The organism is Paenibacillus sp. FSL R10-2796 (assembly GCF_037965315.1).
GTDB lineage: Bacteria > Bacillota > Bacilli > Paenibacillales > Paenibacillaceae > Paenibacillus_AQ > Paenibacillus_AQ odorifer.
Window position 1 is genome coordinate 321,747 of record NZ_CP150178.1, and the last position, 24,044, is coordinate 345,790.

Below are 24,044 nucleotides of genomic sequence, written 5' to 3' on the forward strand. Positions count from 1 at the left end.
AAGCGGGATAAATCCCACTAAATTAACCTATCCCCGGCCCAAAAGGCCGATTTAATATAATCACTCCTAAATAGAAAGGTGAGAGAGCTATGGATTTCAATAAATTAACTCAAAAGCTGCAGGAAGCAGTAGCTGCGGCGCAGTCGCTGGCATCAGACAGCGGTCATCAGGAGATCGATAATCTCCATCTGTTAAAAGCGTTGCTCCAGCAGCAAGAAGGATTGCTGCCAAGATTGCTGCAAAAGATGAATATCCCTGTGGCTGAGCTGATGCGCAGCACAGATGAACTGCTTCAACGCAAGCCGAGCATCAGCGGGTCAGGAGCAAGCACGGTAAGGCGTTACGCCTCACAATCGCTGATTCATCTGCTGGAGCAGGCGGAGAAGGAAGCGGCGAAGATGCAGGATGAGTTTGTTTCTGTGGAGCATGCGGTGCTGGCCATGGTGTCAGATTCGAGCGGGGAGAATCGTGAGCTAAGGGATCTCTTTGTCCGCCGTGGGCTGACCCGTGAAAAGCTGATGTCGGTGCTTGCTGAGATTCGTGGACATCAGCGGGTAACCAGCCGGGAGCCAGAAGCTACTTATGAGGTGCTGGAGAAATACGGCCGTGATCTTGTAGCAGAGGTTCGCGCGGGCAAGATTGATCCAGTCATTGGTCGTGATGGCGAGATCCGCCGGGTAATCCGGATTTTGTCCCGTAAAACGAAAAATAACCCTGTGCTGATCGGTGAACCAGGTGTAGGGAAAACAGCCATTGTGGAAGGCTTGGCCCACCGGATCGTGCGCAAAGACGTACCAGAGGGGCTGAAGGATAAGACGATTTTTTCACTGGATATGAGTTCACTTGTGGCAGGCGCGAAGTTCCGTGGTGAATTCGAAGAACGCCTGCAGGCGGTATTGAGGGAGGTTCGCGAAAGTAACGGCCGCATTATTCTTTTTATTGATGAGCTGCATACGATTGTGGGCGCAGGTAAAACCGAAGGCTCGATGGATGCGGGCAATATGCTGAAGCCGATGTTGGCCCGGGGTGAGCTGCACTGTATCGGTGCCACAACGCTCGATGAATATCGCAAATATATAGAGAAGGACCCTGCGCTGGAGCGCCGTTTCCAACAGGTGCTCGTGAGCGAACCCGATGTAGAGGATACGATCTCCATTTTGCGTGGTCTGAAGGAGCGGTTTGAAGTTCACCACGGGGTCAAAATCCATGACAGCGCACTGGTAGCCGCAGGGGTATTGTCCAATCGTTATATTACGGATCGATTTTTACCGGATAAGGCGATTGACCTAGTGGACGAGGCTTGCGCCATGATCCGCACAGAGATAGACTCTATGCCGGGTGAGATGGATGAAGTGACCCGCCGCCTGATGCAGATGGAGATTGAAGAAGCAGCGCTAAAAAAAGAAACCGATGACGCCAGCAAACGCCGTCTCGAAATATTGCAGCGCGAGCTCGCTGACCTGAAGGAGAAGCAGCTAGGAATGACGGCGCGCTGGGAGAAAGAGAAGTCGGCCATCCAAGGGATTCGCGACCTCAAAAAACGGCTGGAGCAAGCACGTAAGGATCTGGTCGATGCACAGGAGGAATATGATCTTAATAAGTCAGCCGAACTGAGCTACGGCATTATTCCTGATCTGGAGCGTCAGCTGAAAACAGCGGAAGAAGCGGCACAGCAAGACCAGGATACAAGATTGCTACGTGAGGCTGTTACTGAAGAGGAAATTGCAGATATTGTCTCCCGCTGGACCGGCGTGCCCGTCAACTCGTAACTACTGTTTAAGCCAGTATTATTTCCGAAATTCTCCAGTTACTCCCCTCTTTAATGATAGAAATCTTTTTGAATAACGCCTGCATTATATCTTTCCGTGTACGTTGTGAATATAACTCCCAATTATCTTTAATCTCATTAATCGTCTTAATCGCACGCTCAGGTGTTAAATGACTAACAACCTCTTTAGGAATTGTGGATAACTTTGCTTCAAGTTCGGTAATCCTGAGCATTTCTTCCTGCATACGTTTGCTGAAATCAGTATACGGCATGTTTCCATCCCCATAAGCAAGCTGCCATCTTTCGCGGCGATCTTCACTGGATCGTATCGCCTTTCTGATTTCTTCTTCTTCACTCTTTGTTTTTTTAGGGACGTGCTTTCTATTGTATTCATCACTAATGATATAAGTAGATTTAAACACGAGTGCTGTTAATTTTTTTTCTGACAACCCACCTTGATCGCACATACCAAATCTGGATTTATTACCGCATACATAATGTCGGTTTTTATTCTCGGTCCGATTATCCGTTACTCCCGTGTAAGAATACCCACACTTCCCACACTTTAAAATCCCTCCGAAAACATATTCTTGCGTGTTTTGTGAGATTGTTCCTTCTCGACGGCGATTAAGTACCGTTTGCGCCTGTTCGAATAACTCTTCGGAAACAATAGGATCATGCTGACCGTCTCTTACGATCGCATCGTCGTCTTTTTTGAACTTATTGTGCACTTTTCCGCAATAATGTTTATTTTCTAGTGTTAATAGAACCTTGCTATGATCCCAACGTGAGCCTTTATTTCTGCGTATGCCATGTTCGTTAAGGTATTTTGCTATCATGGTAGAACCGTCACCGGCTGCGTATCTTTCAAAAATAAATCGAACCCACTCAGCTTCATCCTCTTTAATCAGCAATCTACCATCATCCTGCCGCCGATATCCATAAAGATCCACTGTGATGTTGTGCAATCCCTTCTCAGCACGTTTACGCATACCTTTTGTTACTTCTTCACCCAAGTTCTCGCGGAACATCTGAGCGAATATGCCTAGCAAATACACGAACATTCGCCCCATCGGGTTTGAAGTATCAATCTGTTCAGATAGGCTGATCAATTTAACGTTTTTGGCGTTTACTAATTCAACAAGATCATAGAGGTCTGATATGTTACGAGTTAACCTATCTAGCTTGTGAATGATAACGGTATCAAACATTCCTGACTCTAAATCTCTAATTAACTCTTGCACACCTGGTCGCTTAAGATTCTTTGCTGACACTCCAGGATCGCTATACAATTTAATTAACTGCATATTGTTAGAATTAACATAATCAATTAGTTGGTCATGTTGAGCTTCTAATGAGTATCCTTCTGAACTTTGTTTCTCCGTAGATACCCTTGTGTATATTGCGACTTTTGTTTTACTTAACGGGGTACCGTCTGCTTTGACCACCATGTAAATCACTCCTTACCTGTATTGTAGGGTAGGGGTAACAAAAAGACCATACCCGATTGAGTACGGTCTGATATAATCGTAGAGTACAATGGCATAAGGGCGGTCGGTTAATCTCCCGGAAGGGAGGTGAAGCCTGTGGAGGTATACCAAGCACTGACGTTAATGATTTCATTTTCGACTTTGGTGGTGTTAATACTCTCTTTCCACAAAAAGAAATAGACCGCCCCGACGAAGGATAACGGTCTATTGTTGATCACCTTTGCAAAGCCGACCGCTCTTATAGCGGATTGTACACTGGAGTCGTGTTAGCGCACGGCTCCTTCTTTAGTTTATCTTAGCACAGTGAGTTTTATGCATCAACACTAGTTAATAAAAGTGTTTTTAACTCTCTTAGAAAATAGCAGGTATGGTATCCATACTATTGCATAAACTATTGACCTATATATCCCATCGTATATTGTAGAACCAAAAAGATCCTCGGAATACCCATTTTGTATATTTAAAAGTAGTAATAGATCTATACTTTGAAGAATAAAAGAAGTAGTTATAAATATTATTGAAACTGTTTTGAACTTTAAACTTTGTTTTATGCAAAAGTAAGCAATTAGAACAACAAAAATTACAATTATAGATTCGCCTAAAATTTCAAACAATATTGTAGGCTCCCATAAAGAATTGTAATTCTCATTTCCTATAGTAGTCAGAGATTCAAAATTTTCTGTTTTTGTCATTAGATAATTATCATATACAGCTTTTAGATTAAACAAAAATTGATAAACGAGACCAGCAGCAAAAAGATATAGCCATCCCCCGAATCCGCGATATGATTTTTCCTGTTTAATGAGTTCACTCTCTACCGTAGCTGCTACTTGTCCTCTTTTTTTAAATTTATCTGTTATTAGATCAATTATATAACCGATTAAGGCAGCTATAGCTCCATGTCCGGCAACAAACAAGATTGCAAAGAAATTACCAAATCCATCGAAATAGTATTTATAGAATACTGTCCCGATAACAATTCCAAAAATAGTGAATATTTTGCTCACGAATATATTTCCCCTTATATATCCACATCGGCTGCGGAATTTGCTAATTATGTATTTATCGACATTTCCCAATATTAACTTTAATTTACTGTCATATTTTGTGCAATGAATTTATTAGAAATCTCCCTTACGATTATCAGAAACACCTTAGGGAGCGCATAAATGAAATTAATAGTAGTGAAACTCAACGATAGGGTCGGTGATAATAGCGACTTTGTCGAGATCGATATCAATGAAGTTAATTATTTTGATCTATGGAAGAAAGATAGTAATTCCGATAAAGTCCTCGCATTCCATACCTCGAAGGGGTCTTTTCTTGCGTTATCAACTCTAAAAGAAGCTCATTCAGCATATTGTGAATACGGCTTTGAGTTATATGACCGATCAACTGGCGTAAATACTCAGAGAGTTAAAGAAGCGAAACAACATAAAAGCGGTTCAATTGTAGAGTTTCACGATGGAAGCACTGTGATTGTACGGAAAAAAATATATTAACAGAAAAGTCAATACCCTTTAACCCCCTTTAAGGTATGGGCGTTGTGCCAAAATTCGACAGCATTTCCTATCATATGTTGTTATAATTTGTTCATAAACCAACGTGGAAGATTAACTTATGTATCTGCGAATGATGAAGTACCATTTAAGTGGTACTGTTACCCGAGAGTAGCTAATGCCACTCCGCTATCGCCATTCCCATACAAAAAGATCATCAATATTGCAGTTAAGGTAATAGGCAATGAGAGCAGCTCTTTGTATCGAGATATTATCCATTCGTAGGTGTACAATATCTGATACTCTCTGTTTGCTTAACCCAGTCTTATCTGCTAACCATTGTTGGTTTTTTCCAATCTTTTTGAGTAAATAGGGAATGCGACAGCTGACGGGTACTAACTCCATCACACTGCCACCTTATATTTTTTTATCAAAAAACCAAACATATGTTCCTATTTGATGCTATGTGATATAATTTATACACCTTATACATCAACGTATAAAACTCTAAGGGGTTGTTTAAATGGACGAGGCATTAAAAAAGTTAGCTAACACCATAATTGAAAGAAAAGCATTATTTATAGATGAAAATATGCTTATTGATTTTTTTTGTTCACAGACTGTTTCATCTTTGCAAGATTATGAATCAGGTCACGAACAGCTGACTCAACTACAGGATCGTCCCTTAAACTAACTCCGTATTCAATCTCTGCCTTTCTAATTACATCTAATATAACCTCTTCAGGGAGCGTATTCTCGCTCTCTTTTGTATCTCTACCTAAGAGGTAATCTATTGACTGATTAAAATAATCTGCCATTTTCTTTAAAGTTTCTTGATCTGGACTCCTAGTATTTAATTCATACTGAGAATACGCTGACCTTGTTAGACCTAGATTTTTAGCAGTTTGTTCTTGAGTTTCTTTTTTATTCTTTCTGAGTTCCGACAATCGATCCCCCAGTAACATTTAGTTATCTCCTTCGCAATAAATTATCATAAACTCAGCATTCCATCCTTTAGTTTACTCCACAGAATGTGTCAAAAAAACAAGATCCACAAAATGTAGCGTAAAAGTATTGACTTCCACGATTTGTGGCAGTATAGTTATCTCATAAGCAGCCACGATTCGTGGCAAAACGTTAGGCGGTGATAATATGGTGATAAAAAGAAGAACACTTTTAACAGAAATACGTAAAGCTGAAGGTTCACAAGAGAGTGTGGCAGAAAAATTGAAAATTTCAAGACAACTTCTTAGCATGATTGAAATCGGTCAAAGAAATCCTAATATTAAACTAATGCTTAAAATGTCCCGTTACTTCGGGATTCAATCTGAAAAGCTATTTCCAGACCTTTTTTTTGACCAAGAATGCCACAAAATGAAGCAAAATCAAAAAACAGCTTAAGGAGTGATTATGTATGAATCAACTCAGGATCGTAAGTAAAGATGGAAAACTGCTCGCTGATAGCAGAGAAATTGCATTGATGCTCGGAAAATCGCATTTCCATTTAGTTCGGGATATCGACTCTTACATTAATGTCATCGATCAAAATCCAGATTTGGATTCTGATAAATTCTTTTCAGAAAGCATCTACCAATCCGGAACAGGTAAGTCTTACAAGATGTATCTTTTAACAAAAATCGGTTGCGACATGGTAGCTAACAAGATGACCGGACCAAAAGGAATACTCTTCACTGCAACATATGTAAGTCGATTTGAAGAGATGGAACGGAAATTATTAAATACAGATACACCTTCATATATGATACCTGATCCGGTAGAACGGGCAAAGAAATGGATTTCTGAAGAGGAAAATAGGCAGCATCTTGAATCAAAAACATTGTTACTTGAACAACAAATATCAGAAATCGAACCAAAGTTAACTTACCTAGACAAAATCCTCACTTCCAAAGGAACGATTACCATCACTCAGATAGCTAAAGACTATGGCCTTTCCGGTACAGCACTAAACAAAATACTCCATGAAGAAAGAATACAATACAAGGTCAATAAACAATGGGTCTTGTACACCAAATACACGAACAAAGGGTTTACGCAATCAGAAACTATCGACATCACAAGAAGCAACGGCGAACCGGATGTAACAATGAACACGAGATGGACACAAAAAGGACGATTATTCATTCACGAAATACTGACCAGAAGAGGAATACTCCCATTCATGGATAGAGAAAGTTTAGGTGCATAGCATGAGTGAATTAAACCCATATGAAAGCATGATCAAATTCGGTCGATTACTTGTTGGATCTCCCGATGTTGATATGCCATCAAAAAATCCTGAACTCATTATTAATTTTGTGAAACTAGTAGAAAAAGAACTGCTATTTCAACCAATAGATGACTTTTTCTCACTATTCCCTCCAATCAAAAGGTATCAAGATGATGATACGTGGGACTACTTTTCAACTCAGAAAATGAGAAAAGAGAAGCTAGGTACCCACTTTGGTAAAGGTGATCTTGCACATCTACTGATGACTACATGTTATGAAAATAGGTTCATTCAAGAACTAGGTGATGCCTTGATCGAATCGATTACAGAGATGCATAAGTTAACAACTGGACGAAGCTTACTCATGGATTTCCTTGAGGAAAATGGAGCGAACCTAAAATTTGTCCCAGATTAAATCTATAAATTCAATTTTACACAACTAATAACCTTCTGAATAAGAAGATTTTTCCAAGGAGGACAACATGGAAAAGACAAATATCGAGCAATTTCAGAGAGTGAAACTAAATGTTAACAACTTATCCCCAGAATTGATACTGCGAATGAGCAATGAGGTAGAACAGGCGAAGTTAAAGGAGGCGAAGAAAGTTGGCTAAAAAACTCGATGATATCACAAATCGAAGGCTGACGGTAATTCCATTCAAAGCACCTGACAAGCCCTTTACTCCAAGATACACTCCAAAATGTGGATGCGGTTCTGAAGCTGAATATGAAGTGTATGTAGACGCTCAGCCTCATTGCAGAAACTGTCTTGATGACGCGCTTGGTTCTTCAGTTCCTGTGTTAGTGAGGAAATTACTATGAAATACATTGATCTATCTACAGAACGGTTTGGGAGGCTGTTAGTTCTAAAAGATTCTGGAAGAAACAAGTGGGGAGCAGTTATGTGGGAATGCATCTGTGATTGCGGAAATTATCATACAACTAACACAAATATGCTTAAGTCCGGAAAGGCGAAAAGTTGTGGATGTCTTAATAGAGAACGCGCATCTGAAAGAATGAAAAAAGTTCAGTTGCTTAGTCACACGCACGATATGACTAAAACAAAATTTTACTCTTCTTGGAGATCAATGATCCAACGTTGCACTTATCAAGGAACGAATAGTTACAAGAACTACGGTGGTCGAGGAATAACTATTTGTGAAAATTGGTTTATTTTCGATAATTTCAAAAATGATCTATATCAATCATATCTTGAACACGTTGAGTGTTATGGAGAATTAAATACTTCGATAGATCGAATTGATGTTAACGGAGACTATTGTAAAGAAAATTGTCGTTGGGCAACAATGTCTGTTCAAGCATCGAATAGAAGAAATTCAAAATATTATCAAATTGATGGAGAAAGGATGAATACGATGAGAATATCAAAAAAATATGGTATTCGACCAGATACCTTTAGTCAACGAATTCAAAGAGGATGGAAACCTGAGGACGCAGCGAAAACACCAGTTCATACAGAATTCACGCCATATAGCAAGAACAAACGCACTCAGGAAGCCATGACCAGCACGATCAAGCCATTTGTGAGACCGATCGGAGGGTTTGACGATGCAAGCTAACTATAAAGCGTGGCACGTTGATGAACAGGTTATGTACCACGATCCTATTATCAACGGAATGAACGGACTTGTTGTAAGAGTTTATAACAATGTAATTGTAGGTCACTATGCTACAGATGAAGTAATTCCACTTCAATACACTGGTTTGCAAGATATAAATGGAATTGATATTTGCTTAGGGGATGTTGTACTTGCATCCAGAGGAGATTGGGGATGGACAGATGAAATTTCAGTAGTCGTGTATAAGGATGGTGGTTTCTATATTAACAGTTTCTGTTTTTACGAAAAGATTGAACCGACATGGGATGTGTTTTTTTCAGCCAAAGACCTTGATTTAAAAGTAATCGGAAATAAATACGAGAATCCTGAGCTTTTGGAGGTTGAATTTGATGGCTAACATATGCGATCCACGTTACCCACAGCCCACACAGTTCATTGTTGATACTGCTGACGGAAGACACATGCAATGGCCTGCTTACGACTATGACGATCTGTTTAGAACACTACACTTTTACGGACACACACCAAAGAAGATTCTGCCACTGAGCGAATACGAGGCTGAAATATCCGCAAAAGAAGCGCAAGAGGAATTGATCTACCAATGGCAATTGGAGTTAGAAAGAGAGTTGAAAGAATCTGCTTAAAACGGTAGCTGACATAATCGAACATTACAAAGGAGAGAGTGAAATGAAATGTGCACGATGTAAGCAAGAAAAAGAATCCACTAAGAAACGTAGAACCAATACGGCATATGTAGATGATACGTTGAACTTTGTAATCGAATGTGATGAATGCTTTGTGAAAACAGAAGAGTTCTGGGAACAAATGTGGGAGGAAAACAGATATGGGAGTTACTGAGAGTAGTGAAATAACGGAAAAAGTAGATCGGATATTAGAACTTTCGAAAATCGCACATGAAAAAGGTACGTTTGAAGGGAAATTGAAGCGTGTGTACCTTATGAACAAGGCTAAACAATACCGTATGGAACAAAAGAAAAAGGCCGCTGCAGCAACAGCGACCCGAGAAAGACTGTTTGAAAATTAATGTACGTCCATTTTAGCACGAATTAGGGAGGAATGACAGTGAGTAATTGGGATGAAGCAATGGAACACATAGCGCAACTTGAGACGGAAAACGCCGAGTTACAACGTGAATTAGCTGAAGCAAATGACTATATTGAGCATTTCGAGGATTCGAGAAGATAAATATTATAAAACGAAAATCGAGAGGAATTGATATCAAATGAAAATTATCAAATTAGTGTCGGAGAACTTTAAAGGTCTGAAAGCTGTAGAAATCGAACCGGACAACAACTTCCAAATCATCAGCGGTAAGAATGCACAAGGTAAAACATCTGTACTAGATTCCATATGGGCCGCCATATCTGGTAAAGCAGCACTGAAAGGAACGGACAAGCCTATACGTGATGGAGCCGATCAAGCCATTGTTCGCGTTGACCTGGACGATATCGTTGTCACCCGTAAGTGGAAAGGCGATAAAACAACGCTTGAAGTTACAGCAAAAGATGGAGCGAAGTACAATTCACCTCAAACAATGCTAGATAACCTTGTAGGGCGCTTATCGTTTGACCCTCTATCATTCTCTAACCTTGATGCTAAGAAGCAAAAGGAAGCGTTGCAGGAGTTGGTGGGCGTTGATTTTTCTAAATTGGATGCAGAACGAAAAGGGTTGTATGAGGAACGTACTTTCATCAACAACGATGCTAAAAAGTTGGAGGGTGCGCTGTCAGAGATTCCTTTTACTGAAAAAGACACTCCTGCAGAAGAATTGAGCGCAAGCGAAGTGCTGTCAGAGATCACCTTTGTACACAATAAAAACAGAGTGAACGCTGCGCGGCGTAATGAATTGGAAAGATTCCGTACCGAAGCTTCTAGATCACATGAGGAAATAAAGTCTATTGAATCAGAAATATTATTGCTGCAACAGAAACTAGATAACAGAAAGAAATCATACGCAGAAATGTGTGAAACCGGAAAGGCACTTAAGGCAGAGGTTGAGGCTTTGGTTGACGGTGATACAACTGAACTGGAAGAGAAGCTTCAGAACATTGAAGCTCTGAATAAGTCCATACGCCACCATAAGAACCGCTTACGCATACAGGATGAAATTGCAGAATGCAAAAAATCATCTGAATTCCTAACTAAGAAAATGGCCGATATTGACCAATTAAAAATAGATACTCTGCAATCTGCAAACTTCCCAATCGCTGGACTTAGCTTTGATGAAGACGGAATCACCTTCAACGGAATACCATTCAAACAATGTTCAGTGGCAGAACGCCTTAAAGTATCTATGGCTATGGCAATGTCACTTAATCCGCAGTTACGCGTTATCCGCATTCTAGATGGTAGCTTACTAGACTCCGACAACCTGGCACTAATTCAGCAAATGGCGCAGGACCAAGACTATCAAGTATGGATTGAGATTGTTGATGATAGCGGTAAGGTTGGAATTCAAATCGAGGACGGTCAAGTTAAAGAAAACTAAGGGGGAAACCATAAATGTTAATACGTAAAGCGCAGAGGAAAGTCACTAAAGCCCGTGTCGGAATAACTGGTCCGAGTGGTTCTGGTAAGACTCTATCAGCGTTACTTATTGCATACGGAATGACAGGTGATTGGGAAAAGATAGGTTTGATAGATACTGAAAACCGTAGTGCTGACCTATACGCTGAGACAATGAAGGCAGGTGTACAAATAGGAGAGTTTCACAAGCTGGACTTAGACCCTCCATACACTACGGAAAAATATATAGAAGCAATCAAAGCTTTCGAGGATTACGGCGTAGAAGTGATTATCATAGATTCACTTTCCCACGCTTGGGCTGGCGAAGGTGGTCTGTTGGAGCAAAAAGACCAAACGTCAAAGGTAGGCGGTAAGAATAGCTATACTGCATGGGCTGAAATGACTCCAAAGCAAAACAAGATGGTGGAGTCAATTCTTAAAGCAAAATGCCACGTTTTAACCACTATGCGTTCTAAGACGGAATACGTGTTGGAGGCGAACGAAAAGGGCAAACAAGTTCCGCGTAAAGTCGGTATGGCTCCAGTGCAACGTGACGGATTGGAATATGAATTCACGATGGTTATGGACTTGACCGCAGACCACATTGCAACCGTTTCTAAGGATCGTACTGGGTTGTTTGACGGATTATACTTCACTCCAGATGTAGACAGCGGAAAGAAACTCATAGAATGGCTAGAGTCTGGCGAGAAACTTATCCAGCAAGATACCATCGTCAAGATAAACACAAAGTGGATTGAACTTGGAATACAACCTGACTTAATTGATCCTCAGACAAATAAATTGTTCGGCGCTCCACTTAAAGGAATAACAGAGAAGCAAGCACAGGAGTTCATCACCAACTTGAATGAAAAGTTACAAGCTAAAAAAGAACAGGCAGCAGCCGAATCGAAGGGAGCATAACCAATGTTAAACCGCATTATATTGATAGGCCGCCTTACTCGTGACCCAGAATTACGGTACACCCCTGCGGGGGTGGCTGTAACTCAATTCACACTAGCTGTGGATCGTAACTTCACCGGACAAAGTGGAGAGAAGGAAGTAGATTTCATCCCAATAGTTGCATGGAGACAGCTTGCGGAAACGTGTGCTAACTACCTTCGCAAAGGGCGTTTGACAGCAGTAGAGGGTCGCATCCAAGTACGCAACTACGAAAACAACGAAGTAAAGCGCGTGTACGTTACTGAGGTTATTGCGGATAATGTGCGGTTCCTAGAATCGAATAGCACTCAGAGTAATCAACAACAGCAGCAACAGAGTAACCAAGCTGATCCTTACAGCGGTGACGGTAAAGCAATCGACATATCTGATGATGATCTCCCATTCTGACCGGAGGTGTGACCATGCAGAAAAAGAAGAAAAAGGATCCGGCTCCATGGAGAGTCGGAATCCTAAATCACCATAAGCGTGGTGGACTCACTCAGAAGCAGATGGGCGACATATCACCACAAGTACGCAAAGAGGTACGCGAACGCTCAGAAGGTATATGCGAGCTCAGGCTTAAATGTACAGGAGCTAGAGCAGTCCAACAAGCGCACATAACCGGACGTAAGCAGTTAACACACAAGACTACAGCAGAAGACCTGAGAGACGCTTGTGTAGCGTGTCATATCTATATTGATGAAACACCGGAAGGTATCAGATATAAACGCCAGCTAAGAGAGGGCGCTTAAATAGAGAGTTAACGGAGTTTACGAAGACACCCACGCGCGCGTGGAGTTATAAGGAGGAAGCATAGATGAGTAGAGAGATTAAGTTCAGAGCTTGGGACGGAACGGAAATGTACACACCCATCATCGGTCATAACGGAGAGATATTCCGATCTTATCGCAGCGTTGAAGACTTTGATTACGCACCTCATGACGATGTCATGCAATATACCGGATTAAAGGATATATACGAGGGTGACATATTGGATTGTTTATACCCTGAACGTGGAGAACACGGAGACATAATTGATTATTCAAACTATAAAGGCGTTGTCGTATGGGATGAAAGTACTTACAAATTCATTCTAAAATGCACTCTTGGAAATGAGTATCTGGAACACTTGTTAAGACCTTCTGTAATCGGAAACATCTTCGAAACACCGGAGCTAATCCATGGAACGTAACCGCGTTATCCAACAAATGGACAAACACCTAGAAGTCTGCAAAACGTGCTCATTGAAACTGGACAAGCGATGGGCACACCCATCCTATAACCGGTTGCAAAGCATCTGCAAAAACGAGTGTCCTACAGGCAAGGAGCTACAAAAGATTGCCGATGATCTAGACCAGATCGTGAAGGATAAACGCAAAAAGAAGGGGATGAGCGCATGACCAGTGCAGATTATGAAAAGTTGGCGCTACGTGAGATATCGGAGAAAGGCAATGTATCACCTTCGCTTGCTATCAAGATGCTGATTCACATGAAATCTATCGAAGCAACTGTAACTCCAAGAGTGCAGATTGATAAGCGGCTGCTGGATCGGAGCTATGGATTCAAGGCATACAGAGAGAGGAAAGTGAGCGCATGACTAGGCAGGAACGGATTTCTGCTGAAATAGAAGTATGGGAAAATGCCGTACTCGTCTACACCAAAAATATGGAGGAAGACATCAAGTACGGCGACTATGGAGGCATGCAGTACAGCAAGCATATGATCCAGTTTAGTCAGAAGAAAGTGGAGGAACTTGAGGTAGAACTGCAGCAGCTTATGAGTGCTTAATCTTTGACGTATTCCAGTAGATCACCAATCTGGCAATCGAAGAAAAGGCAGAGCGCTTCAATCGTGGAATAGTCGATGCGTACATTTGTACCATCGTAAAGACGACCTAACGCCGGAGCGCTTACGCCTGTTTGTCTCGATAATTCATTTAAACTGCGGATCTTTTTACCCGCCATAAGTATTGCTAGATTACTTTTTATCATCATTATCACCTAAATCTATCATACTCATAACAGCTTATAAGTAAACGGTATAACTTCAATCGTAACGTTAACGTTGCAATTATAATGATACCGTGATAGAATGACGTCAAAGGAACATGAGGGAGTGAGAACATGGAAGACACGAAGAAGCTAAAAAACATCCCCTATCGTCTTGATCCTAACGAACATAAGCGGCTGAAGCTATTCTGCGTTGAACGTGGAATTCCGATGCAGCAATTGTTGGATAAGGCGGTGCAAGAGTACCTGAAAAAGTGGGCGGTGTAATCATGGCAAGACCAAGAAAAGAAGGAATGGATTACTTCCCACACGATGTGAATTTATCATCAGACAAAAAGATAGACGCACTAAGAATTATTCACGGAAATGACGGTTACACATTCTTCTGTATCATGCTTGAACTGATATATCAGGAACCGAATTTCGAACTAGACGTTTCTGACGCAGAAACTATTCAGATACTCGCCAAAAAAGTAGAAGTAACTACGCAAAAACTTCATGAAATGATTTTAACAAGTGTAAAGCATGGTTGTTTTGATCGAGAAAGGTACGAAGATGATCAAATTTTAACGTCAAACGGTATCAAAAAGCGTGCTTCTATCGTGGTGGACAAGCGTGAAAAGATGCGAAAAGCCTATGTTTCACCTAAAGAAGAGGTTTCTGTAGTAGTTTCTGCGGCAGAAACAGGGGTAGAAAGTACACAAAGTAAAAGTAAAAGTAAAAGTAAAGTAAAAGAAAAGAAAGATATAATACCAAAAATTAATTTTGCTGAATTCGTTTCTCTTACCCAAGAAGAACATAACAAACTCACCGAAACACATGGTGAAGATAAAGTGAAACGAATGATAGAAACCTTAGACAACTACAAAGGAGCAAATGGCAAGAAATACACCAGCGATTACAGAGCCATTTTAAACTGGGTTGTCAAAAGAGTAGAGGAAGATGATAGTAAGCTCACTTTAATAAAAGGTGGTGGTAACGGTGGAAAGTATGGGACAAGTTATGCAGGGCCTTCTGAAGCGAGTCGAAAAGCTGCGAGCAGTGGCTCAGAACGATTTATTGGAAGTCCCGGAAGTGAATCAGGACTTACCACAGAGGAGGTCAGAAGACGAGCGAGCAATTTCGATTGATGGTTGTCCCAAATGCAACTATACCGGGACCATCAATACATTCAGGTGGGAACAGCCAGAAGGATATCCTATTTCAATCCAAATAGCAGTAGTCGAGAATTGTTCATGTCATGAAGAGCGAATGTTCCGGAAGTACAATGCTTCAGAGACATTCAACGTAAAGGAACGCGGTCACACATTCAAAAATGCAACAACAGATTACATGAATGAAAAACAGTTCAATGTTGCAATGGACTTTGTTCAGGACATAAAAAAACACATGGAAATCGGCACATGGTTATATATCTTCGGCGATGATGCAAGGGTTGCTGAAGCGTCGAAAGCAAAGGGAGCTATCCTAAACGCTTATGGGACTGGAAAGACGTATCTCATGCAGTGTATGGCTAACGCATTCTCAAAACGCAAGATTCCAGCCATCTACGTGACCGAGGAACAGCTTTTCAACGATATTAAGTCTACTTATAGCAGGGACAGCGAAGAGAGCGAGGACGAAGCCCTACAGCGGTATTACAGCGTACCAATCCTGATGATCGACGATATCTTTACCGCACCTTACAAAGAATGGGCTGAGGGTAAGCTTTATAGCATCCTAGACGAGCGTATGAAGAACGACAAAGTCACAATCATGACCAGCAACTATTCACTAGGACGCATACACGAACGCTTGAAGATAAATGGTGGAAAGATCGGCAGCCGCATAAAAGGACAAGCTGAGCAAATTGAAATGCTGGGACCAGATAGAAGGGTGATGAAAAGGGATGAACCAGCGTAAGGAAATCCACGACTACGACCTATACGACGAAGACTTTCGGGAATTCTGGCGGCGCGGACTAGAAGCATTTGGTATGGACCCTAGCATTGCAGATGCAGAAGAGGAGGAAGCAGCCTAATGCGAAGAGTGCGACCCATGAGAATCCTATGTAGACTATTCGGCCACAAGTACGACTACAACATGCGGAGATGGCACAAACGGTGTAAGCGGTGTGGGAAGACGGCGTTGTAAGGGAACGGCATAACAAGGGAGGAAACAGGGATGAAGGACTTTGGAGAAAAATTGAAAGCGCTGAGGGAAGAAAAATTAATTTCGCAACGGTTCTTGGCGGAGTTGGCATCACTTGATCATACGTACATCAGCAAGATAGAGAGTGGAGAGTCCGATCCGCCAGCAGAAGAGAGCATTATCAGGATTGCCAAGGCATTGAATACAGACAAGTACAGTTTGATAATGTCGGCAGGACGGATACCGAAGGACTATCAGATTGCAATTCTTTCTGATACTGGGATACAAGCGATGTTGAGGGATAGAGTAAAAGAGTACCCACACAGCTAATATAATCCACACACAGACGTTATAACCGCAAGGATAGGTGCAAAGTAATGGTCAGCACAATGAGCGCTCTACGGGGCGTACAGAAGGTGAGAGGGTGAAGGGAATGAAGATGAAATATAAGTGTCCGTATTGCTCGGTAAATTCATACTCAAAATACTGGAATGCTGAAACGTTTAAAAAGTACGGAACATACAGCGATGAAATTTGTGAGATACAACTAAGGGAAACCAATTCATGGCACATATGCCCTAATTGCAAAAAAGAATCAGAAATGTTTAAGGGTGAATTGATCTGCATCAAATCGAATGAACCGAAATGCAATTATTGCAACGACACGGGACGCATTGGTAATCCGCTTGAATTAAACTGTACTCCATGCACTGATTGCGACATTTGGAGTGATATGGTTGAACGAGTAAAAGTAGATTCATATGCCGAAGGCCATCAATCGACTGAATCCACTCAGGCGAAAGCCGGGGGCCGTAAAGGGTCTGGAGGTTCCTATGAGTAAACTAACAGAGATCAAAGAAGGAGTAAAAATAGCGAAAGAACGTGAAATAACAACAGTTCCAATCAAAACTACGGATTTGGAGTACCTACTTTCTCTCCTAGAAGAAAAGTACAAAGCCCTAGCGTTCTATGCAGACGAAAACAACTGGGGTGCTGACTTACATGGACGTTCGAAAATATTTCATGGTGCTGATGAAGGTTATGAAATCGCCCGTAAAGCCCTTAATACATCCTCTAACAACGAAGGAGAGAACTAAATGACACCAGAACGGATAGAAGAGATAAGGAGAATATTATCGGGGATGAATCAAAAAAGTCAATTGTTCCCGATCACTGTAGGCGACCTGAATTCATTGCTGGCTGATCTAGAAGAGTCACAACAACAAGTAAAGGACCTCAAAGAAGACAAACGCAAGATATTCGCCGTACACGATGAACAATGCGCAAGATCATCGGAATACTACAACGAACTGATATTTGTTAAGGGAAAACTGGCAGAGGCACAACAGACCATAGCCCGGCAACGGGAGCATATCAAAGGCATCCACAGAATTATCGTCAGTGCTTACAGTTACACCACTCAAGAACAGCTTCGGTCGGTGCTTACCTCTGCTGAATGGGCATGTGCGGAAGCTTTGGGCGAACTGAAGGTTGAGGAAGGTGAGCAACCATGACACAGGTAAATGATAAGACAGACCAGCAGCTTAACCGGGCGCTGGCGGAGTTGATGGGGATAAATATACCAAAAGGAACTATGGGATACCTGATGTTTGCGGATAGTAAAGTATGGTACTGCACTGACCCTGCTGCCAGCCTAGAGGTACAGGCAAAGGCTATAGAGGTAGATGCTCAGAAATACGTGAGAGCATTGCAGGATACCAAATACGCCGAGTCAGCAGCGAATTTAGGGTTAATACGTGTGTCAGGTTTACTCACCGCCAGCCCCCGAGAGAGGGCAGAGGCGGCATATATCACGCTACAGGGGGCGCAGAATGGATAAGCTACCTGAAAATGTTGTGCGGATGGAGATCCTTCAACTCAACCGAAATATTGAAAAGCACTGTAAATGTGCCACGAAAAAACTAATTGTTGATCCTACAAACAGAATGGTGTACTGCGACAAATGCAAAGCTTACATTGATCCGTTTGAAGCAATCCTATACATCGCTACTGTTCGGGATGACATGCAACGCGAAACAGAAAGGATGCTGGAATATAAAAAGGAGATAGCCTCTTATAATCCGAGCGGAAAGTTATTCAAGGATCTACAACAACATTACGGCAGGGGCAAACACCGCATGCTTCCGACTTGCCCGGTATGCAGCAACCATTTTAGGTTTGAGGATATAAAAGGCTGGACAAATGCCGACTGGATTGAAGCATTGGAGAAACGAAATAACGACCTTGGCCGACAGGCTCCCGTAACGACCGAATAGGCGCGAGCCGTAAGAGATCATTCAGATCATTAAGGGAGTAGGAGTATCCCTCCTCTCCCAAAGGCAGAGTAGACGCCATACTGTGAAGGAAGGTGAGTGTATGAAAAAAGAAGAGATTTCGGAAATAATGCTGCATCTTTGGAGTAGCGTCGATCAAGCTCCAATGGATAGGGAATTGAAAGAACTGATGAAAACTGCTCCAATCGCAGTTCAAAAATCATTTATTGAGTCCATAATGTCGGATGAAAATTTCAATCAAGATCCAGATGCAGAAATTTTAAATAAAGCAAAACGGCTAGTGGGCATTGATGAATAGTACGAAGATACAGGGACAGAGAGGGTTAATAGCCCTCCTCTCCCACAAGGAGGATAACCATGTACATTATAGAATTCACGGACGGATCAAGCACAACGGAAATTGTCGGCAAGAAAAGCGCATTCAAGGATGCTGCTGAATTCTTGGAAAAATGCAAAGGTGAATTCGATTGGAAGTTTGATGATATTGATTTTGAAATAACAGTGGAAGACGTTCAAGACGGTGCATACTGCCGATACTATCCACGCATGCCAGAAGATTACTCACACCTTGAAATGGAGAGCGGTTATACATTTTGCAACCCGGGAAAAGGGGCTTTTGAAGTGTACTTCATACCGTGGCAGAAGCTTTGTAAGGAACGGTTGTTTTCGGGAACTAAGGAACGGTTGTTTTCGGGAACTAAGGTGCGGGAGGAAGCCCAATGACACAAAGGGACTGGCAAAAGGATATGGAGATGTGCGAGGCGGCAACCAAGGGACCGTGGATAGCTAAATCTTGGACCGTACCAAAAGACGATCAATACAATATTACCTCAGAACATGACAACTCAGAATTGTATACAGCGTGGCAAGGAACACGATATCCAGGAGGGCCAGAGGTAAGTGAATATCAAGCAAAGTTAAACGCAATATTTGCTGCCGAATCCCGTACAGCCCTTCCCTACTGGATCCAAGAAGCCAAAGAGCGCGGAGAACGCGAACAACAACTGAAGGAGGCAATTGAAGAAGCTTTAAAGTGGACTTGGTATCACGGTGAAGCGAACATGACTGAGATTGATGCGGTCCTGAATGATATCTTATCCACCCTTTACCCAGATACCCCAGCACAGGAGGGATCAGAGGATGAAACGTAAACCATTCTTCACGGGATACCGTCCGCAATTCTACTTTCGCACCGAAGCGAACGAACCTAAGTTATCTGAGATTATGGCTAAGCGAGTGCTTCAAATAGCAGTACGCAGCATCAAGCCTGAGGGGGATACCCCAGCACCCAAGGAGGGAGAATAGACATGCCAAAGTACAGAAAGAAACCTGTGGAGATAGAAGCAATCAAATTTGAAACAATCGGAGATGTGTATGACTTTACTGAAGGTAATATGACGCAACCGTTAAACGGGAAAGTAGGGATAATTACGCTTGAAGGAACAATATGGGCATCACCCGGGGATTTCATCATCAAAGGAGTAAAAGGCGAGTTCTACCCTTGTAAGCCAGATATATTCGCAGAAACCTATGAGGCGGTTGAGGAAGGAGATAACCAATGACACTCAAAAAAGGCGACTGGATTAAATTTAAGGCTGGCGGGGTTGGGCTGATCACTAGAATGGCGAAAGATAGAAGTTGGGCAGATGTTGATTGCGGACGTTGGTCGAAGAGAGTTCCTGATCCTGATAAGCATCTAGAACGAATTGAGGGACAGGAGGCTTACCAATGACACTCACAAGGGAAGATAACGATATACCGAAAATAATACGCCGAAACTTATTTCAACAAAAACATGGTATGCATTTCGACTTAGAGGATGTCCTTAATGATTCTGATTTGATGGAGAAGATCATCTATCTTTATGACATCGGTATAACAGTGAAGATGATAAAGGGCGCTTACTCTGACATTGAGAATGAGAGAGGCGAAGATAACCGAACAGTTACAGAGTCTATCGAAGGCAGAGAGTATTACTGATTGGCCGTCAGGCCTCCGATTCGACCGCATTACTTAGCGTAGCGGAGGCCGCAGGGCTGTACTGAACTTATAAGGGGACTGAGACACATGAAAGAACATTTTGATGATGGCGAAAAGGTTCGGTTAAAGGAAACGGGTGTGAATGTGACCATTCATCGGTGGTCTATCTCAAGTGGTCCTGGAAAAATCCAAAGATATACCTACAGCATAATCGAACGACCAAGCACTTTTTTATTTCATGACGAGATTGAGAAAATTTAGGGGGCTGAGACCCCAATCAAAGGAGATGATACACGATGGGCAGAGAGATTAAGTTCCGGGCGTGGCTGAAAGAAGAAAAGCGAATGCTTGATAAAGTTGCACTTACTTGGCCGGGATCAGAAATGATTATCCAGTGGTATGACAGCCTGGACGATTATTACGCTGGAGCATTATCTGATTGCAGCGAACGGGATGCAGAAGTCATGCAATACACCGGATTAAAGGACAAGAACGGCCGGGAGATTTACGAAGGGGATATCATTTCAGAAGACTACTTCTCTAACGTTAACCCGAATGACCACTCAGATGATGAATATATGGACGATACACCAAGAAAGTTCATTATCTGTTATGACAGCAAACAAGGTCGATATAAGGCAGTTCCGCCAGAAATGTATCAAAAAAATGCCGGAAACGGTGGTTGGACTGGATATGATGTGCGGGGATATAAGTCAGATGTCATAGGTTCGATATTTGAGAATCCAGAACTAATAGAGGTATAAGGGGGAGAAGACGTGTACCAAAAGACAGTTTATAGCTTATGCCCAACTTCAGAAGAATACTCAACAGTGATGGAAGTTTGCAGATATCCAAACGGATCATTAAGATACCTAACAATAAGCAAAAGAAATAACGAAACGGGTGAATGGGAGCATATACAACTTGCCTCATTTGAAGCTGAGAAATTAGTGTCAGTAATGATGAAAAAGAATGGATAAGGGGGAGAAGAGGATATGCCGTATGATCTTTATCCAAGGAAAAAGGATGTTGACCGAATCAGTTATGGAGTTTTCTTCTGGCCGTACATTCTTCTCGAAATTGGAGTTGGCCTTGTTATCGGGGCAGGAAATTCCATCAGACCAGCATCTTACCGTTACTATCCTGATAAAAGAGGCGCCAGTCCAATGTCTATGGATGGATATTATGTTACTAAGAAAAACGCCTGCTTGATGGCGGCTGTGGCAAGAGGTTGGGCCAGTGTCGAGCGCGGAAAACGTGAAGAATGGGAATCGCTAAGCGAGGAAGAAAGAACTCGAATGGAAGAGTGGAACAAGGATTTCGTGAAAACTTACAGTCTTCCGGCTGCTCTTGAAACCATTGAAAAGGTGGAAGGATTTGCGGATTTCGCTGAAAAGTCAGGCGGGTTCAGGATAAAGTGATTTATTTGGCCGAAGGCCATCGAGTCAGACCGAATAATCCCAACGAAGTGGGGGCCAGATAAGGTTTACATAATCTGCTCCCCATAAAGAAAGGAACAAGACACTAATACAATCCGAAAGCGAGGTAATCAATTATGAGTAGTGGTATCAAACGCCATCGTCGTATATCCCCTATGCCAGTAGTATCCTCATTCCCGCCACCTAATCGGCAGACAGTACACAGTGAAGAAACCACATGGAAAATGACAGCAGAGGATTGGGAGAAGTACGGACCGCTCAATCCAACGCCGCGGAATAAGAACCACTACATGTCAGGCAAGAAAGGTGGGAAAAAGAATGAAAAGCAAGTACGGGGCGAAAAAGACGCAAGTTGACGAGATAGTTTTCGATTCACGCGCTGAAGCCAAGAGGTACCGTGAATTAATGCTCCTGAAACGCGCTGGAGAGGTCACAGAGGTCGAGTTACAGCCATCATACGTATTAATGCCCGGATTCAAGCACAAAGCCACAGGCAAGCGCGTACAGCCTATCAAGTACAAGGCAGACTTTTTAGTTACTTATGCAGACGGACATCAAGAGATTGAGGACGTCAAGGGGATGAAGACTCCTGTCTACTCACTTAAGAAAAAGTTGTTCATGCACGCTTATCCGGACTTGCAGATACGCGAGATAAGCGCATGATGGCGGCATGGATCAACATAGGTGAGTCCTATGAGCTTGTGAGCGAATATGGAGACCGTGTAGGCACGCTAATAACGTTAGACAAGCAAATACATCACCGTAACTTAAAGTCGCTGTATGAGCCTCCTATTGGCTTTAGAGTAGATAAGTATAAATTCATCGAAAAGAGACTCGTGAAGAAAAAATCAGCTTGAAATAAAGTTGAAGAAAAACGAAGAAATAAAGAGATAATAGTACAATAATGGTAGTAAATATAGTATAATATAGGTAATATCAAAACATTTGGACGAAAAGAGGGGTATTCGTGGAAATATCGGAATTAGTAGCTAAAAGGGAACAGTTACAGTATGAGTTGAACACGGAAAATCAGCGCGGAGCCGTAAAGGATGGGGCTAAGGTTACTCAACTAGAAAACGACATCAAAGCTATAGATATTACCATCGAAGAACAGAGTAAGGCTGAGGAATTACAGGCAGTTACGGCAGAGGCCGCAAAGTTTATGGATAGTCTGGACTTTGAAGGTATAGATCCTAAGGATCTTTTTATCAACTACAACGAGGAAAAAGCAGAGGCATCTTATAATTATGTTAACTCAGTGATCCAAAACGCCATCGTTGAAATGAAAAAGGTAAACTTGCTGAGAATCAAAGAACTTGAAACCACTAATGCAGCGTTACAAGATAAATATAATCAGTCTGAAGAAGCAAACGAAGCCCTGAAACACATTGTTGATACTGCTAAATTAGATATCAATGACGCAATTAGTAAGCGTGATGCAGCTGCTAAGGCGCTTGAAGAAGCAAACGAGGAAATCACCAGATTGAATAGTCATTTGGAGGATCTTCGTAAAGAAATTGCAATTGGAGCCGCAAATGCTGCAAAAGTAGTAGAGGTAGATGTCCGGTCAGCTCGTGATAAGTGGGAAGAAGAACGCCGCAAGGAGGAAGAAGCCAAGGCTGTCATTCACAACCTACGTTGGGAAGATGATATCAGACGCACTCATTACCTTGCAGAACTTGCAGAGACAGATGAAACTATTCGGTTTAAGTATTTGGAGAAAGGAAAATATCGGGTGGTGACCAGCGAGGATGCAGAATCGTTTCGCACCGCCTACCTCCAAGAGCAAGAACGTAATCATGAGGATATGGCACAACATAGCAGTGTGGAGGACGAGCCTGTAACGGTTCCAGCCTTTCGTGATGAAGATACCAACAGCGCAACCAGTGGAGTGGATCAGGCAGACGCTAGTGGCGAAGTGGCAAGACCGAGTGTTGAAAAAAGACTTGAAGCGCTTGAGTTAGCAGTATTCGGATCAGTGAGGGATGCAGCCTAACGGCTGCTTTTCTCTCATGAAAAAAGGCGATAGAGTACTCCATAAGTCAGGAAGTAAAGGAACAGTAGACCGTATTACAAATCCATGGGTATTCGTTGTACTCGATGGAATGAACATAGCTATACCTTACAGTATAAGTAGTCTGGAAGTAATCAAAGAGGAGGGAG

At 42.2% G+C, this 24,044-nt stretch carries 46 protein-coding genes and 1 pseudogene; 43 read left to right on the top strand and 4 right to left on the bottom strand.

All coding sequences use genetic code 11. From position 1 onward, the window contains the following. Positions 1 to 89 precede the first annotated feature (89 nt). A pseudogene (locus tag NST58_RS01475) lies at positions 90 to 1,760 on the top strand (AAA family ATPase); the annotation flags it as partial. A gap of 16 nt (positions 1,761 to 1,776) precedes the next feature. Here NST58_RS01475 and NST58_RS01480 read toward each other — a convergent pair. Both NST58_RS01480 and NST58_RS01485 read right to left on the bottom strand, forming a co-directional pair. Beyond that, a complete protein-coding gene (locus tag NST58_RS01480; RefSeq protein WP_339245789.1) occupies positions 1,777 to 3,219 on the bottom strand; it encodes a recombinase family protein in 1,443 nt (480 codons plus the stop codon). A 362-nt stretch (positions 3,220 to 3,581) separates the two neighbouring features. Continuing rightward, on the bottom strand, positions 3,582 to 4,265 hold the full coding sequence (locus NST58_RS01485; RefSeq protein ID WP_339245791.1) for a DUF2569 domain-containing protein: 684 nt from the start codon (positions 4,263 to 4,265) through the stop codon (positions 3,582 to 3,584). A gap of 162 nt (positions 4,266 to 4,427) precedes the next feature. Between NST58_RS01485 and NST58_RS01490 the strand changes: the two genes are divergently transcribed. Beyond that, positions 4,428 to 4,760 carry a LytTR family transcriptional regulator DNA-binding domain-containing protein gene (locus tag NST58_RS01490; protein ID WP_339245794.1) on the top strand — a complete coding sequence of 111 codons (333 nt, stop codon included), beginning with the start codon at positions 4,428 to 4,430 and terminating at the stop codon, positions 4,758 to 4,760. Between the two features lie 593 nt (positions 4,761 to 5,353). Here the strand turns inward: NST58_RS01490 and NST58_RS01495 are convergent. Further along, complete coding sequence (locus NST58_RS01495) at positions 5,354 to 5,722, bottom strand: helix-turn-helix transcriptional regulator (RefSeq protein WP_339245795.1); 369 nt, start codon at positions 5,720 to 5,722, stop codon at positions 5,354 to 5,356. 187 nt (positions 5,723 to 5,909) lie between these two features. Here NST58_RS01495 and NST58_RS01500 point away from each other — a divergent pair, with 187 nt between their 5' ends. The 18 genes from NST58_RS01500 (at position 5,910) to NST58_RS01585 (ending at position 13,817) form a co-directional block, all read left to right on the top strand. Then, a complete protein-coding gene (locus NST58_RS01500) occupies positions 5,910 to 6,158 on the top strand; it encodes a helix-turn-helix transcriptional regulator (protein WP_339245796.1) in 249 nt (82 codons plus the stop codon). Positions 6,159 to 6,171: 13 nt separating this feature from the next. Then, a complete protein-coding gene (locus NST58_RS01505; protein WP_339245798.1) occupies positions 6,172 to 6,963 on the top strand; it encodes a phage antirepressor KilAC domain-containing protein in 792 nt (263 codons plus the stop codon). Position 6,964: 1 nt separating this feature from the next. Next, positions 6,965 to 7,399 carry a hypothetical protein gene (locus NST58_RS01510; protein WP_076304695.1) on the top strand — a complete coding sequence of 145 codons (435 nt, stop codon included), beginning with the start codon at positions 6,965 to 6,967 and terminating at the stop codon, positions 7,397 to 7,399. A 67-nt stretch (positions 7,400 to 7,466) separates the two neighbouring features. Then, positions 7,467 to 7,598: a hypothetical protein gene (locus tag NST58_RS01515; RefSeq protein ID WP_339245801.1), complete on the top strand. Its 132-nt coding sequence runs from the start codon at positions 7,467 to 7,469 to the stop codon at positions 7,596 to 7,598. After that, complete coding sequence (locus NST58_RS01520) at positions 7,591 to 7,806, top strand: hypothetical protein (RefSeq protein ID WP_339245805.1); 216 nt, start codon at positions 7,591 to 7,593, stop codon at positions 7,804 to 7,806. The genes NST58_RS01515 and NST58_RS01520 overlap by 8 nt, the downstream gene beginning before the upstream one ends. Continuing rightward, positions 7,803 to 8,564 (top strand): hypothetical protein, encoded by a 762-nt coding sequence (locus tag NST58_RS01525; protein WP_339245808.1) that lies wholly within the window; start codon positions 7,803 to 7,805, stop codon positions 8,562 to 8,564. The genes NST58_RS01520 and NST58_RS01525 overlap by 4 nt, the downstream gene beginning before the upstream one ends. Further along, complete coding sequence (locus NST58_RS01530; RefSeq protein ID WP_339245810.1) at positions 8,554 to 8,961, top strand: YopX family protein; 408 nt, start codon at positions 8,554 to 8,556, stop codon at positions 8,959 to 8,961. The genes NST58_RS01525 and NST58_RS01530 overlap by 11 nt, the downstream gene beginning before the upstream one ends. Further along, entirely contained in the window at positions 8,954 to 9,208 is a 255-nt protein-coding gene (locus NST58_RS01535) for a hypothetical protein (protein ID WP_339245811.1), read from the top strand. The genes NST58_RS01530 and NST58_RS01535 overlap by 8 nt, the downstream gene beginning before the upstream one ends. A gap of 43 nt (positions 9,209 to 9,251) precedes the next feature. Further along, positions 9,252 to 9,422: a hypothetical protein gene (locus NST58_RS01540; RefSeq protein ID WP_339245813.1), complete on the top strand. Its 171-nt coding sequence runs from the start codon at positions 9,252 to 9,254 to the stop codon at positions 9,420 to 9,422. Beyond that, positions 9,409 to 9,609 carry a hypothetical protein gene (locus NST58_RS01545; RefSeq protein WP_339245815.1) on the top strand — a complete coding sequence of 67 codons (201 nt, stop codon included), beginning with the start codon at positions 9,409 to 9,411 and terminating at the stop codon, positions 9,607 to 9,609. Before NST58_RS01540 ends, NST58_RS01545 begins: the two co-directional genes overlap by 14 nt. Positions 9,610 to 9,647: 38 nt before the next feature. Beyond that, entirely contained in the window at positions 9,648 to 9,770 is a 123-nt protein-coding gene (locus NST58_RS01550) for a hypothetical protein (RefSeq protein ID WP_339245817.1), read from the top strand. A 37-nt stretch (positions 9,771 to 9,807) separates the two neighbouring features. Next, on the top strand, positions 9,808 to 11,073 hold the full coding sequence (locus NST58_RS01555) for an AAA family ATPase (protein ID WP_339245819.1): 1,266 nt from the start codon (positions 9,808 to 9,810) through the stop codon (positions 11,071 to 11,073). 14 nt (positions 11,074 to 11,087) lie between these two features. Next, on the top strand, positions 11,088 to 12,011 hold the full coding sequence (locus tag NST58_RS01560; protein WP_339245821.1) for an AAA family ATPase: 924 nt from the start codon (positions 11,088 to 11,090) through the stop codon (positions 12,009 to 12,011). A gap of 3 nt (positions 12,012 to 12,014) precedes the next feature. Then, complete coding sequence (gene ssb, locus NST58_RS01565) at positions 12,015 to 12,437, top strand: single-stranded DNA-binding protein (RefSeq protein WP_339245824.1); 423 nt, start codon at positions 12,015 to 12,017, stop codon at positions 12,435 to 12,437. 14 nt (positions 12,438 to 12,451) lie between these two features. Then, a complete protein-coding gene (locus tag NST58_RS01570; RefSeq protein WP_339245826.1) occupies positions 12,452 to 12,781 on the top strand; it encodes a hypothetical protein in 330 nt (109 codons plus the stop codon). A 65-nt stretch (positions 12,782 to 12,846) separates the two neighbouring features. Further along, the gene (locus tag NST58_RS01575; RefSeq protein ID WP_339245829.1) at positions 12,847 to 13,221 is read left to right on the top strand and encodes a YopX family protein; all 375 of its coding nucleotides are present in this window, start codon (positions 12,847 to 12,849) and stop codon (positions 13,219 to 13,221) included. Between the two features lie 204 nt (positions 13,222 to 13,425). Further along, positions 13,426 to 13,626: a hypothetical protein gene (locus tag NST58_RS01580; RefSeq protein ID WP_339245831.1), complete on the top strand. Its 201-nt coding sequence runs from the start codon at positions 13,426 to 13,428 to the stop codon at positions 13,624 to 13,626. Then, the gene (locus NST58_RS01585; RefSeq protein ID WP_339245834.1) at positions 13,623 to 13,817 is read left to right on the top strand and encodes a hypothetical protein; all 195 of its coding nucleotides are present in this window, start codon (positions 13,623 to 13,625) and stop codon (positions 13,815 to 13,817) included. Before NST58_RS01580 ends, NST58_RS01585 begins: the two co-directional genes overlap by 4 nt. Here the strand turns inward: NST58_RS01585 and NST58_RS01590 are convergent. Continuing rightward, the gene (locus tag NST58_RS01590) at positions 13,814 to 14,023 is read right to left on the bottom strand and encodes a helix-turn-helix transcriptional regulator (protein ID WP_339248748.1); all 210 of its coding nucleotides are present in this window, start codon (positions 14,021 to 14,023) and stop codon (positions 13,814 to 13,816) included. The genes NST58_RS01585 and NST58_RS01590 overlap by 4 nt on opposite strands. Positions 14,024 to 14,152: 129 nt before the next feature. Here NST58_RS01590 and NST58_RS01595 point away from each other — a divergent pair, with 129 nt between their 5' ends. The 23 genes from NST58_RS01595 to NST58_RS01705 all read left to right on the top strand — a co-directional run bounded on the left by NST58_RS01595 (position 14,153) and on the right by NST58_RS01705 (position 23,877). Further along, positions 14,153 to 14,305, top strand: a complete 153-nt coding sequence (locus NST58_RS01595) for a hypothetical protein (protein WP_339245836.1) — start codon at positions 14,153 to 14,155, stop codon at positions 14,303 to 14,305. 2 nt (positions 14,306 to 14,307) lie between these two features. Then, positions 14,308 to 15,168, top strand: a complete 861-nt coding sequence (locus NST58_RS01600) for a DUF4373 domain-containing protein (RefSeq protein WP_339245839.1) — start codon at positions 14,308 to 14,310, stop codon at positions 15,166 to 15,168. After that, the gene (locus tag NST58_RS01605) at positions 15,113 to 15,940 is read left to right on the top strand and encodes an ATP-binding protein (RefSeq protein ID WP_339245841.1); all 828 of its coding nucleotides are present in this window, start codon (positions 15,113 to 15,115) and stop codon (positions 15,938 to 15,940) included. The genes NST58_RS01600 and NST58_RS01605 overlap by 56 nt, the downstream gene beginning before the upstream one ends. Beyond that, positions 15,927 to 16,058: a hypothetical protein gene (locus tag NST58_RS01610; RefSeq protein ID WP_339245842.1), complete on the top strand. Its 132-nt coding sequence runs from the start codon at positions 15,927 to 15,929 to the stop codon at positions 16,056 to 16,058. The genes NST58_RS01605 and NST58_RS01610 overlap by 14 nt, the downstream gene beginning before the upstream one ends. A 143-nt stretch (positions 16,059 to 16,201) precedes the next feature. Next, on the top strand, positions 16,202 to 16,498 hold the full coding sequence (locus tag NST58_RS01615; RefSeq protein WP_339245845.1) for a helix-turn-helix transcriptional regulator: 297 nt from the start codon (positions 16,202 to 16,204) through the stop codon (positions 16,496 to 16,498). Between the two features lie 503 nt (positions 16,499 to 17,001). Further along, positions 17,002 to 17,265, top strand: a complete 264-nt coding sequence (locus NST58_RS01620) for a hypothetical protein (protein WP_339245847.1) — start codon at positions 17,002 to 17,004, stop codon at positions 17,263 to 17,265. Further along, on the top strand, positions 17,266 to 17,682 hold the full coding sequence (locus NST58_RS01625) for a hypothetical protein (RefSeq protein WP_339245849.1): 417 nt from the start codon (positions 17,266 to 17,268) through the stop codon (positions 17,680 to 17,682). Then, positions 17,679 to 18,008: a hypothetical protein gene (locus tag NST58_RS01630; protein ID WP_339245851.1), complete on the top strand. Its 330-nt coding sequence runs from the start codon at positions 17,679 to 17,681 to the stop codon at positions 18,006 to 18,008. The genes NST58_RS01625 and NST58_RS01630 overlap by 4 nt, the downstream gene beginning before the upstream one ends. Then, positions 18,001 to 18,444, top strand: a complete 444-nt coding sequence (locus NST58_RS01635; protein WP_339245853.1) for a hypothetical protein — start codon at positions 18,001 to 18,003, stop codon at positions 18,442 to 18,444. The genes NST58_RS01630 and NST58_RS01635 overlap by 8 nt, the downstream gene beginning before the upstream one ends. A gap of 100 nt (positions 18,445 to 18,544) precedes the next feature. Continuing rightward, positions 18,545 to 18,760: a hypothetical protein gene (locus NST58_RS01640; protein ID WP_339245856.1), complete on the top strand. Its 216-nt coding sequence runs from the start codon at positions 18,545 to 18,547 to the stop codon at positions 18,758 to 18,760. 59 nt (positions 18,761 to 18,819) lie between these two features. Further along, positions 18,820 to 19,185 carry a hypothetical protein gene (locus NST58_RS01645; RefSeq protein WP_339245858.1) on the top strand — a complete coding sequence of 122 codons (366 nt, stop codon included), beginning with the start codon at positions 18,820 to 18,822 and terminating at the stop codon, positions 19,183 to 19,185. After that, positions 19,182 to 19,613 (top strand): hypothetical protein, encoded by a 432-nt coding sequence (locus tag NST58_RS01650; RefSeq protein ID WP_339245861.1) that lies wholly within the window; start codon positions 19,182 to 19,184, stop codon positions 19,611 to 19,613. Before NST58_RS01645 ends, NST58_RS01650 begins: the two co-directional genes overlap by 4 nt. Continuing rightward, the gene (locus NST58_RS01655; protein ID WP_339245862.1) at positions 19,603 to 19,767 is read left to right on the top strand and encodes a hypothetical protein; all 165 of its coding nucleotides are present in this window, start codon (positions 19,603 to 19,605) and stop codon (positions 19,765 to 19,767) included. The genes NST58_RS01650 and NST58_RS01655 overlap by 11 nt, the downstream gene beginning before the upstream one ends. A 2-nt stretch (positions 19,768 to 19,769) precedes the next feature. Beyond that, a complete protein-coding gene (locus NST58_RS01660) occupies positions 19,770 to 20,024 on the top strand; it encodes a hypothetical protein (protein WP_339245864.1) in 255 nt (84 codons plus the stop codon). Continuing rightward, positions 20,021 to 20,194 carry a hypothetical protein gene (locus NST58_RS01665; RefSeq protein ID WP_179089414.1) on the top strand — a complete coding sequence of 58 codons (174 nt, stop codon included), beginning with the start codon at positions 20,021 to 20,023 and terminating at the stop codon, positions 20,192 to 20,194. Before NST58_RS01660 ends, NST58_RS01665 begins: the two co-directional genes overlap by 4 nt. Beyond that, positions 20,191 to 20,442 carry a hypothetical protein gene (locus NST58_RS01670; RefSeq protein ID WP_076304718.1) on the top strand — a complete coding sequence of 84 codons (252 nt, stop codon included), beginning with the start codon at positions 20,191 to 20,193 and terminating at the stop codon, positions 20,440 to 20,442. Before NST58_RS01665 ends, NST58_RS01670 begins: the two co-directional genes overlap by 4 nt. Before the next feature lie 87 nt (positions 20,443 to 20,529). Beyond that, entirely contained in the window at positions 20,530 to 20,703 is a 174-nt protein-coding gene (locus NST58_RS01675) for a hypothetical protein (RefSeq protein ID WP_339245867.1), read from the top strand. 35 nt (positions 20,704 to 20,738) lie between these two features. Further along, complete coding sequence (locus NST58_RS01680) at positions 20,739 to 21,206, top strand: YopX family protein (RefSeq protein WP_339245870.1); 468 nt, start codon at positions 20,739 to 20,741, stop codon at positions 21,204 to 21,206. A 231-nt stretch (positions 21,207 to 21,437) separates the two neighbouring features. Beyond that, entirely contained in the window at positions 21,438 to 21,863 is a 426-nt protein-coding gene (locus NST58_RS01685; RefSeq protein ID WP_339245872.1) for a hypothetical protein, read from the top strand. Positions 21,864 to 21,997: 134 nt separating this feature from the next. Further along, complete coding sequence (locus tag NST58_RS01690) at positions 21,998 to 22,237, top strand: hypothetical protein (protein ID WP_339245874.1); 240 nt, start codon at positions 21,998 to 22,000, stop codon at positions 22,235 to 22,237. Next, positions 22,200 to 22,544 carry a DUF1064 domain-containing protein gene (locus NST58_RS01695; RefSeq protein WP_339245876.1) on the top strand — a complete coding sequence of 115 codons (345 nt, stop codon included), beginning with the start codon at positions 22,200 to 22,202 and terminating at the stop codon, positions 22,542 to 22,544. Before NST58_RS01690 ends, NST58_RS01695 begins: the two co-directional genes overlap by 38 nt. Further along, complete coding sequence (locus NST58_RS01700; RefSeq protein WP_339245879.1) at positions 22,541 to 22,738, top strand: hypothetical protein; 198 nt, start codon at positions 22,541 to 22,543, stop codon at positions 22,736 to 22,738. Before NST58_RS01695 ends, NST58_RS01700 begins: the two co-directional genes overlap by 4 nt. Before the next feature lie 110 nt (positions 22,739 to 22,848). Next, on the top strand, positions 22,849 to 23,877 hold the full coding sequence (locus tag NST58_RS01705; protein WP_339245881.1) for a hypothetical protein: 1,029 nt from the start codon (positions 22,849 to 22,851) through the stop codon (positions 23,875 to 23,877). Positions 23,878 to 24,044 lie beyond the last annotated feature (167 nt).

Coding starts and splice junctions, on each gene's coding strand:
- NST58_RS01480 (WP_339245789.1), bottom strand. CDS start 3,219: ATGGTGGTCAAAGCAGACGGTACCCCGTTAAGTAAAACAAAAGTCGCA.
- NST58_RS01490 (WP_339245794.1), top strand. CDS start 4,428: ATGAAATTAATAGTAGTGAAACTCAACGATAGGGTCGGTGATAATAGC.
- NST58_RS01495 (WP_339245795.1), bottom strand. CDS start 5,722: ATGTTACTGGGGGATCGATTGTCGGAACTCAGAAAGAATAAAAAAGAA.
- NST58_RS01500 (WP_339245796.1), top strand. CDS start 5,910: ATGGTGATAAAAAGAAGAACACTTTTAACAGAAATACGTAAAGCTGAA.
- NST58_RS01505 (WP_339245798.1), top strand. CDS start 6,172: ATGAATCAACTCAGGATCGTAAGTAAAGATGGAAAACTGCTCGCTGAT.
- NST58_RS01510 (WP_076304695.1), top strand. CDS start 6,965: ATGAGTGAATTAAACCCATATGAAAGCATGATCAAATTCGGTCGATTA.
- NST58_RS01515 (WP_339245801.1), top strand. CDS start 7,467: ATGGAAAAGACAAATATCGAGCAATTTCAGAGAGTGAAACTAAATGTT.
- NST58_RS01525 (WP_339245808.1), top strand. CDS start 7,803: ATGAAATACATTGATCTATCTACAGAACGGTTTGGGAGGCTGTTAGTT.
- NST58_RS01530 (WP_339245810.1), top strand. CDS start 8,554: ATGCAAGCTAACTATAAAGCGTGGCACGTTGATGAACAGGTTATGTAC.
- NST58_RS01535 (WP_339245811.1), top strand. CDS start 8,954: ATGGCTAACATATGCGATCCACGTTACCCACAGCCCACACAGTTCATT.
- NST58_RS01540 (WP_339245813.1), top strand. CDS start 9,252: ATGAAATGTGCACGATGTAAGCAAGAAAAAGAATCCACTAAGAAACGT.
- NST58_RS01545 (WP_339245815.1), top strand. CDS start 9,409: ATGGGAGTTACTGAGAGTAGTGAAATAACGGAAAAAGTAGATCGGATA.
- NST58_RS01555 (WP_339245819.1), top strand. CDS start 9,808: ATGAAAATTATCAAATTAGTGTCGGAGAACTTTAAAGGTCTGAAAGCT.
- NST58_RS01560 (WP_339245821.1), top strand. CDS start 11,088: ATGTTAATACGTAAAGCGCAGAGGAAAGTCACTAAAGCCCGTGTCGGA.
- ssb (WP_339245824.1), top strand. CDS start 12,015: ATGTTAAACCGCATTATATTGATAGGCCGCCTTACTCGTGACCCAGAA.
- NST58_RS01570 (WP_339245826.1), top strand. CDS start 12,452: ATGCAGAAAAAGAAGAAAAAGGATCCGGCTCCATGGAGAGTCGGAATC.
- NST58_RS01575 (WP_339245829.1), top strand. CDS start 12,847: ATGAGTAGAGAGATTAAGTTCAGAGCTTGGGACGGAACGGAAATGTAC.
- NST58_RS01580 (WP_339245831.1), top strand. CDS start 13,426: ATGACCAGTGCAGATTATGAAAAGTTGGCGCTACGTGAGATATCGGAG.
- NST58_RS01585 (WP_339245834.1), top strand. CDS start 13,623: ATGACTAGGCAGGAACGGATTTCTGCTGAAATAGAAGTATGGGAAAAT.
- NST58_RS01590 (WP_339248748.1), bottom strand. CDS start 14,023: ATGATGATAAAAAGTAATCTAGCAATACTTATGGCGGGTAAAAAGATC.
- NST58_RS01595 (WP_339245836.1), top strand. CDS start 14,153: ATGGAAGACACGAAGAAGCTAAAAAACATCCCCTATCGTCTTGATCCT.
- NST58_RS01600 (WP_339245839.1), top strand. CDS start 14,308: ATGGCAAGACCAAGAAAAGAAGGAATGGATTACTTCCCACACGATGTG.
- NST58_RS01610 (WP_339245842.1), top strand. CDS start 15,927: ATGAACCAGCGTAAGGAAATCCACGACTACGACCTATACGACGAAGAC.
- NST58_RS01615 (WP_339245845.1), top strand. CDS start 16,202: ATGAAGGACTTTGGAGAAAAATTGAAAGCGCTGAGGGAAGAAAAATTA.
- NST58_RS01620 (WP_339245847.1), top strand. CDS start 17,002: ATGAGTAAACTAACAGAGATCAAAGAAGGAGTAAAAATAGCGAAAGAA.
- NST58_RS01625 (WP_339245849.1), top strand. CDS start 17,266: ATGACACCAGAACGGATAGAAGAGATAAGGAGAATATTATCGGGGATG.
- NST58_RS01630 (WP_339245851.1), top strand. CDS start 17,679: ATGACACAGGTAAATGATAAGACAGACCAGCAGCTTAACCGGGCGCTG.
- NST58_RS01635 (WP_339245853.1), top strand. CDS start 18,001: ATGGATAAGCTACCTGAAAATGTTGTGCGGATGGAGATCCTTCAACTC.
- NST58_RS01640 (WP_339245856.1), top strand. CDS start 18,545: ATGAAAAAAGAAGAGATTTCGGAAATAATGCTGCATCTTTGGAGTAGC.
- NST58_RS01645 (WP_339245858.1), top strand. CDS start 18,820: ATGTACATTATAGAATTCACGGACGGATCAAGCACAACGGAAATTGTC.
- NST58_RS01650 (WP_339245861.1), top strand. CDS start 19,182: ATGACACAAAGGGACTGGCAAAAGGATATGGAGATGTGCGAGGCGGCA.
- NST58_RS01655 (WP_339245862.1), top strand. CDS start 19,603: ATGAAACGTAAACCATTCTTCACGGGATACCGTCCGCAATTCTACTTT.
- NST58_RS01660 (WP_339245864.1), top strand. CDS start 19,770: ATGCCAAAGTACAGAAAGAAACCTGTGGAGATAGAAGCAATCAAATTT.
- NST58_RS01665 (WP_179089414.1), top strand. CDS start 20,021: ATGACACTCAAAAAAGGCGACTGGATTAAATTTAAGGCTGGCGGGGTT.
- NST58_RS01670 (WP_076304718.1), top strand. CDS start 20,191: ATGACACTCACAAGGGAAGATAACGATATACCGAAAATAATACGCCGA.
- NST58_RS01675 (WP_339245867.1), top strand. CDS start 20,530: ATGAAAGAACATTTTGATGATGGCGAAAAGGTTCGGTTAAAGGAAACG.
- NST58_RS01680 (WP_339245870.1), top strand. CDS start 20,739: ATGGGCAGAGAGATTAAGTTCCGGGCGTGGCTGAAAGAAGAAAAGCGA.
- NST58_RS01685 (WP_339245872.1), top strand. CDS start 21,438: ATGCCGTATGATCTTTATCCAAGGAAAAAGGATGTTGACCGAATCAGT.
- NST58_RS01690 (WP_339245874.1), top strand. CDS start 21,998: ATGAGTAGTGGTATCAAACGCCATCGTCGTATATCCCCTATGCCAGTA.
- NST58_RS01695 (WP_339245876.1), top strand. CDS start 22,200: ATGAAAAGCAAGTACGGGGCGAAAAAGACGCAAGTTGACGAGATAGTT.
- NST58_RS01700 (WP_339245879.1), top strand. CDS start 22,541: ATGATGGCGGCATGGATCAACATAGGTGAGTCCTATGAGCTTGTGAGC.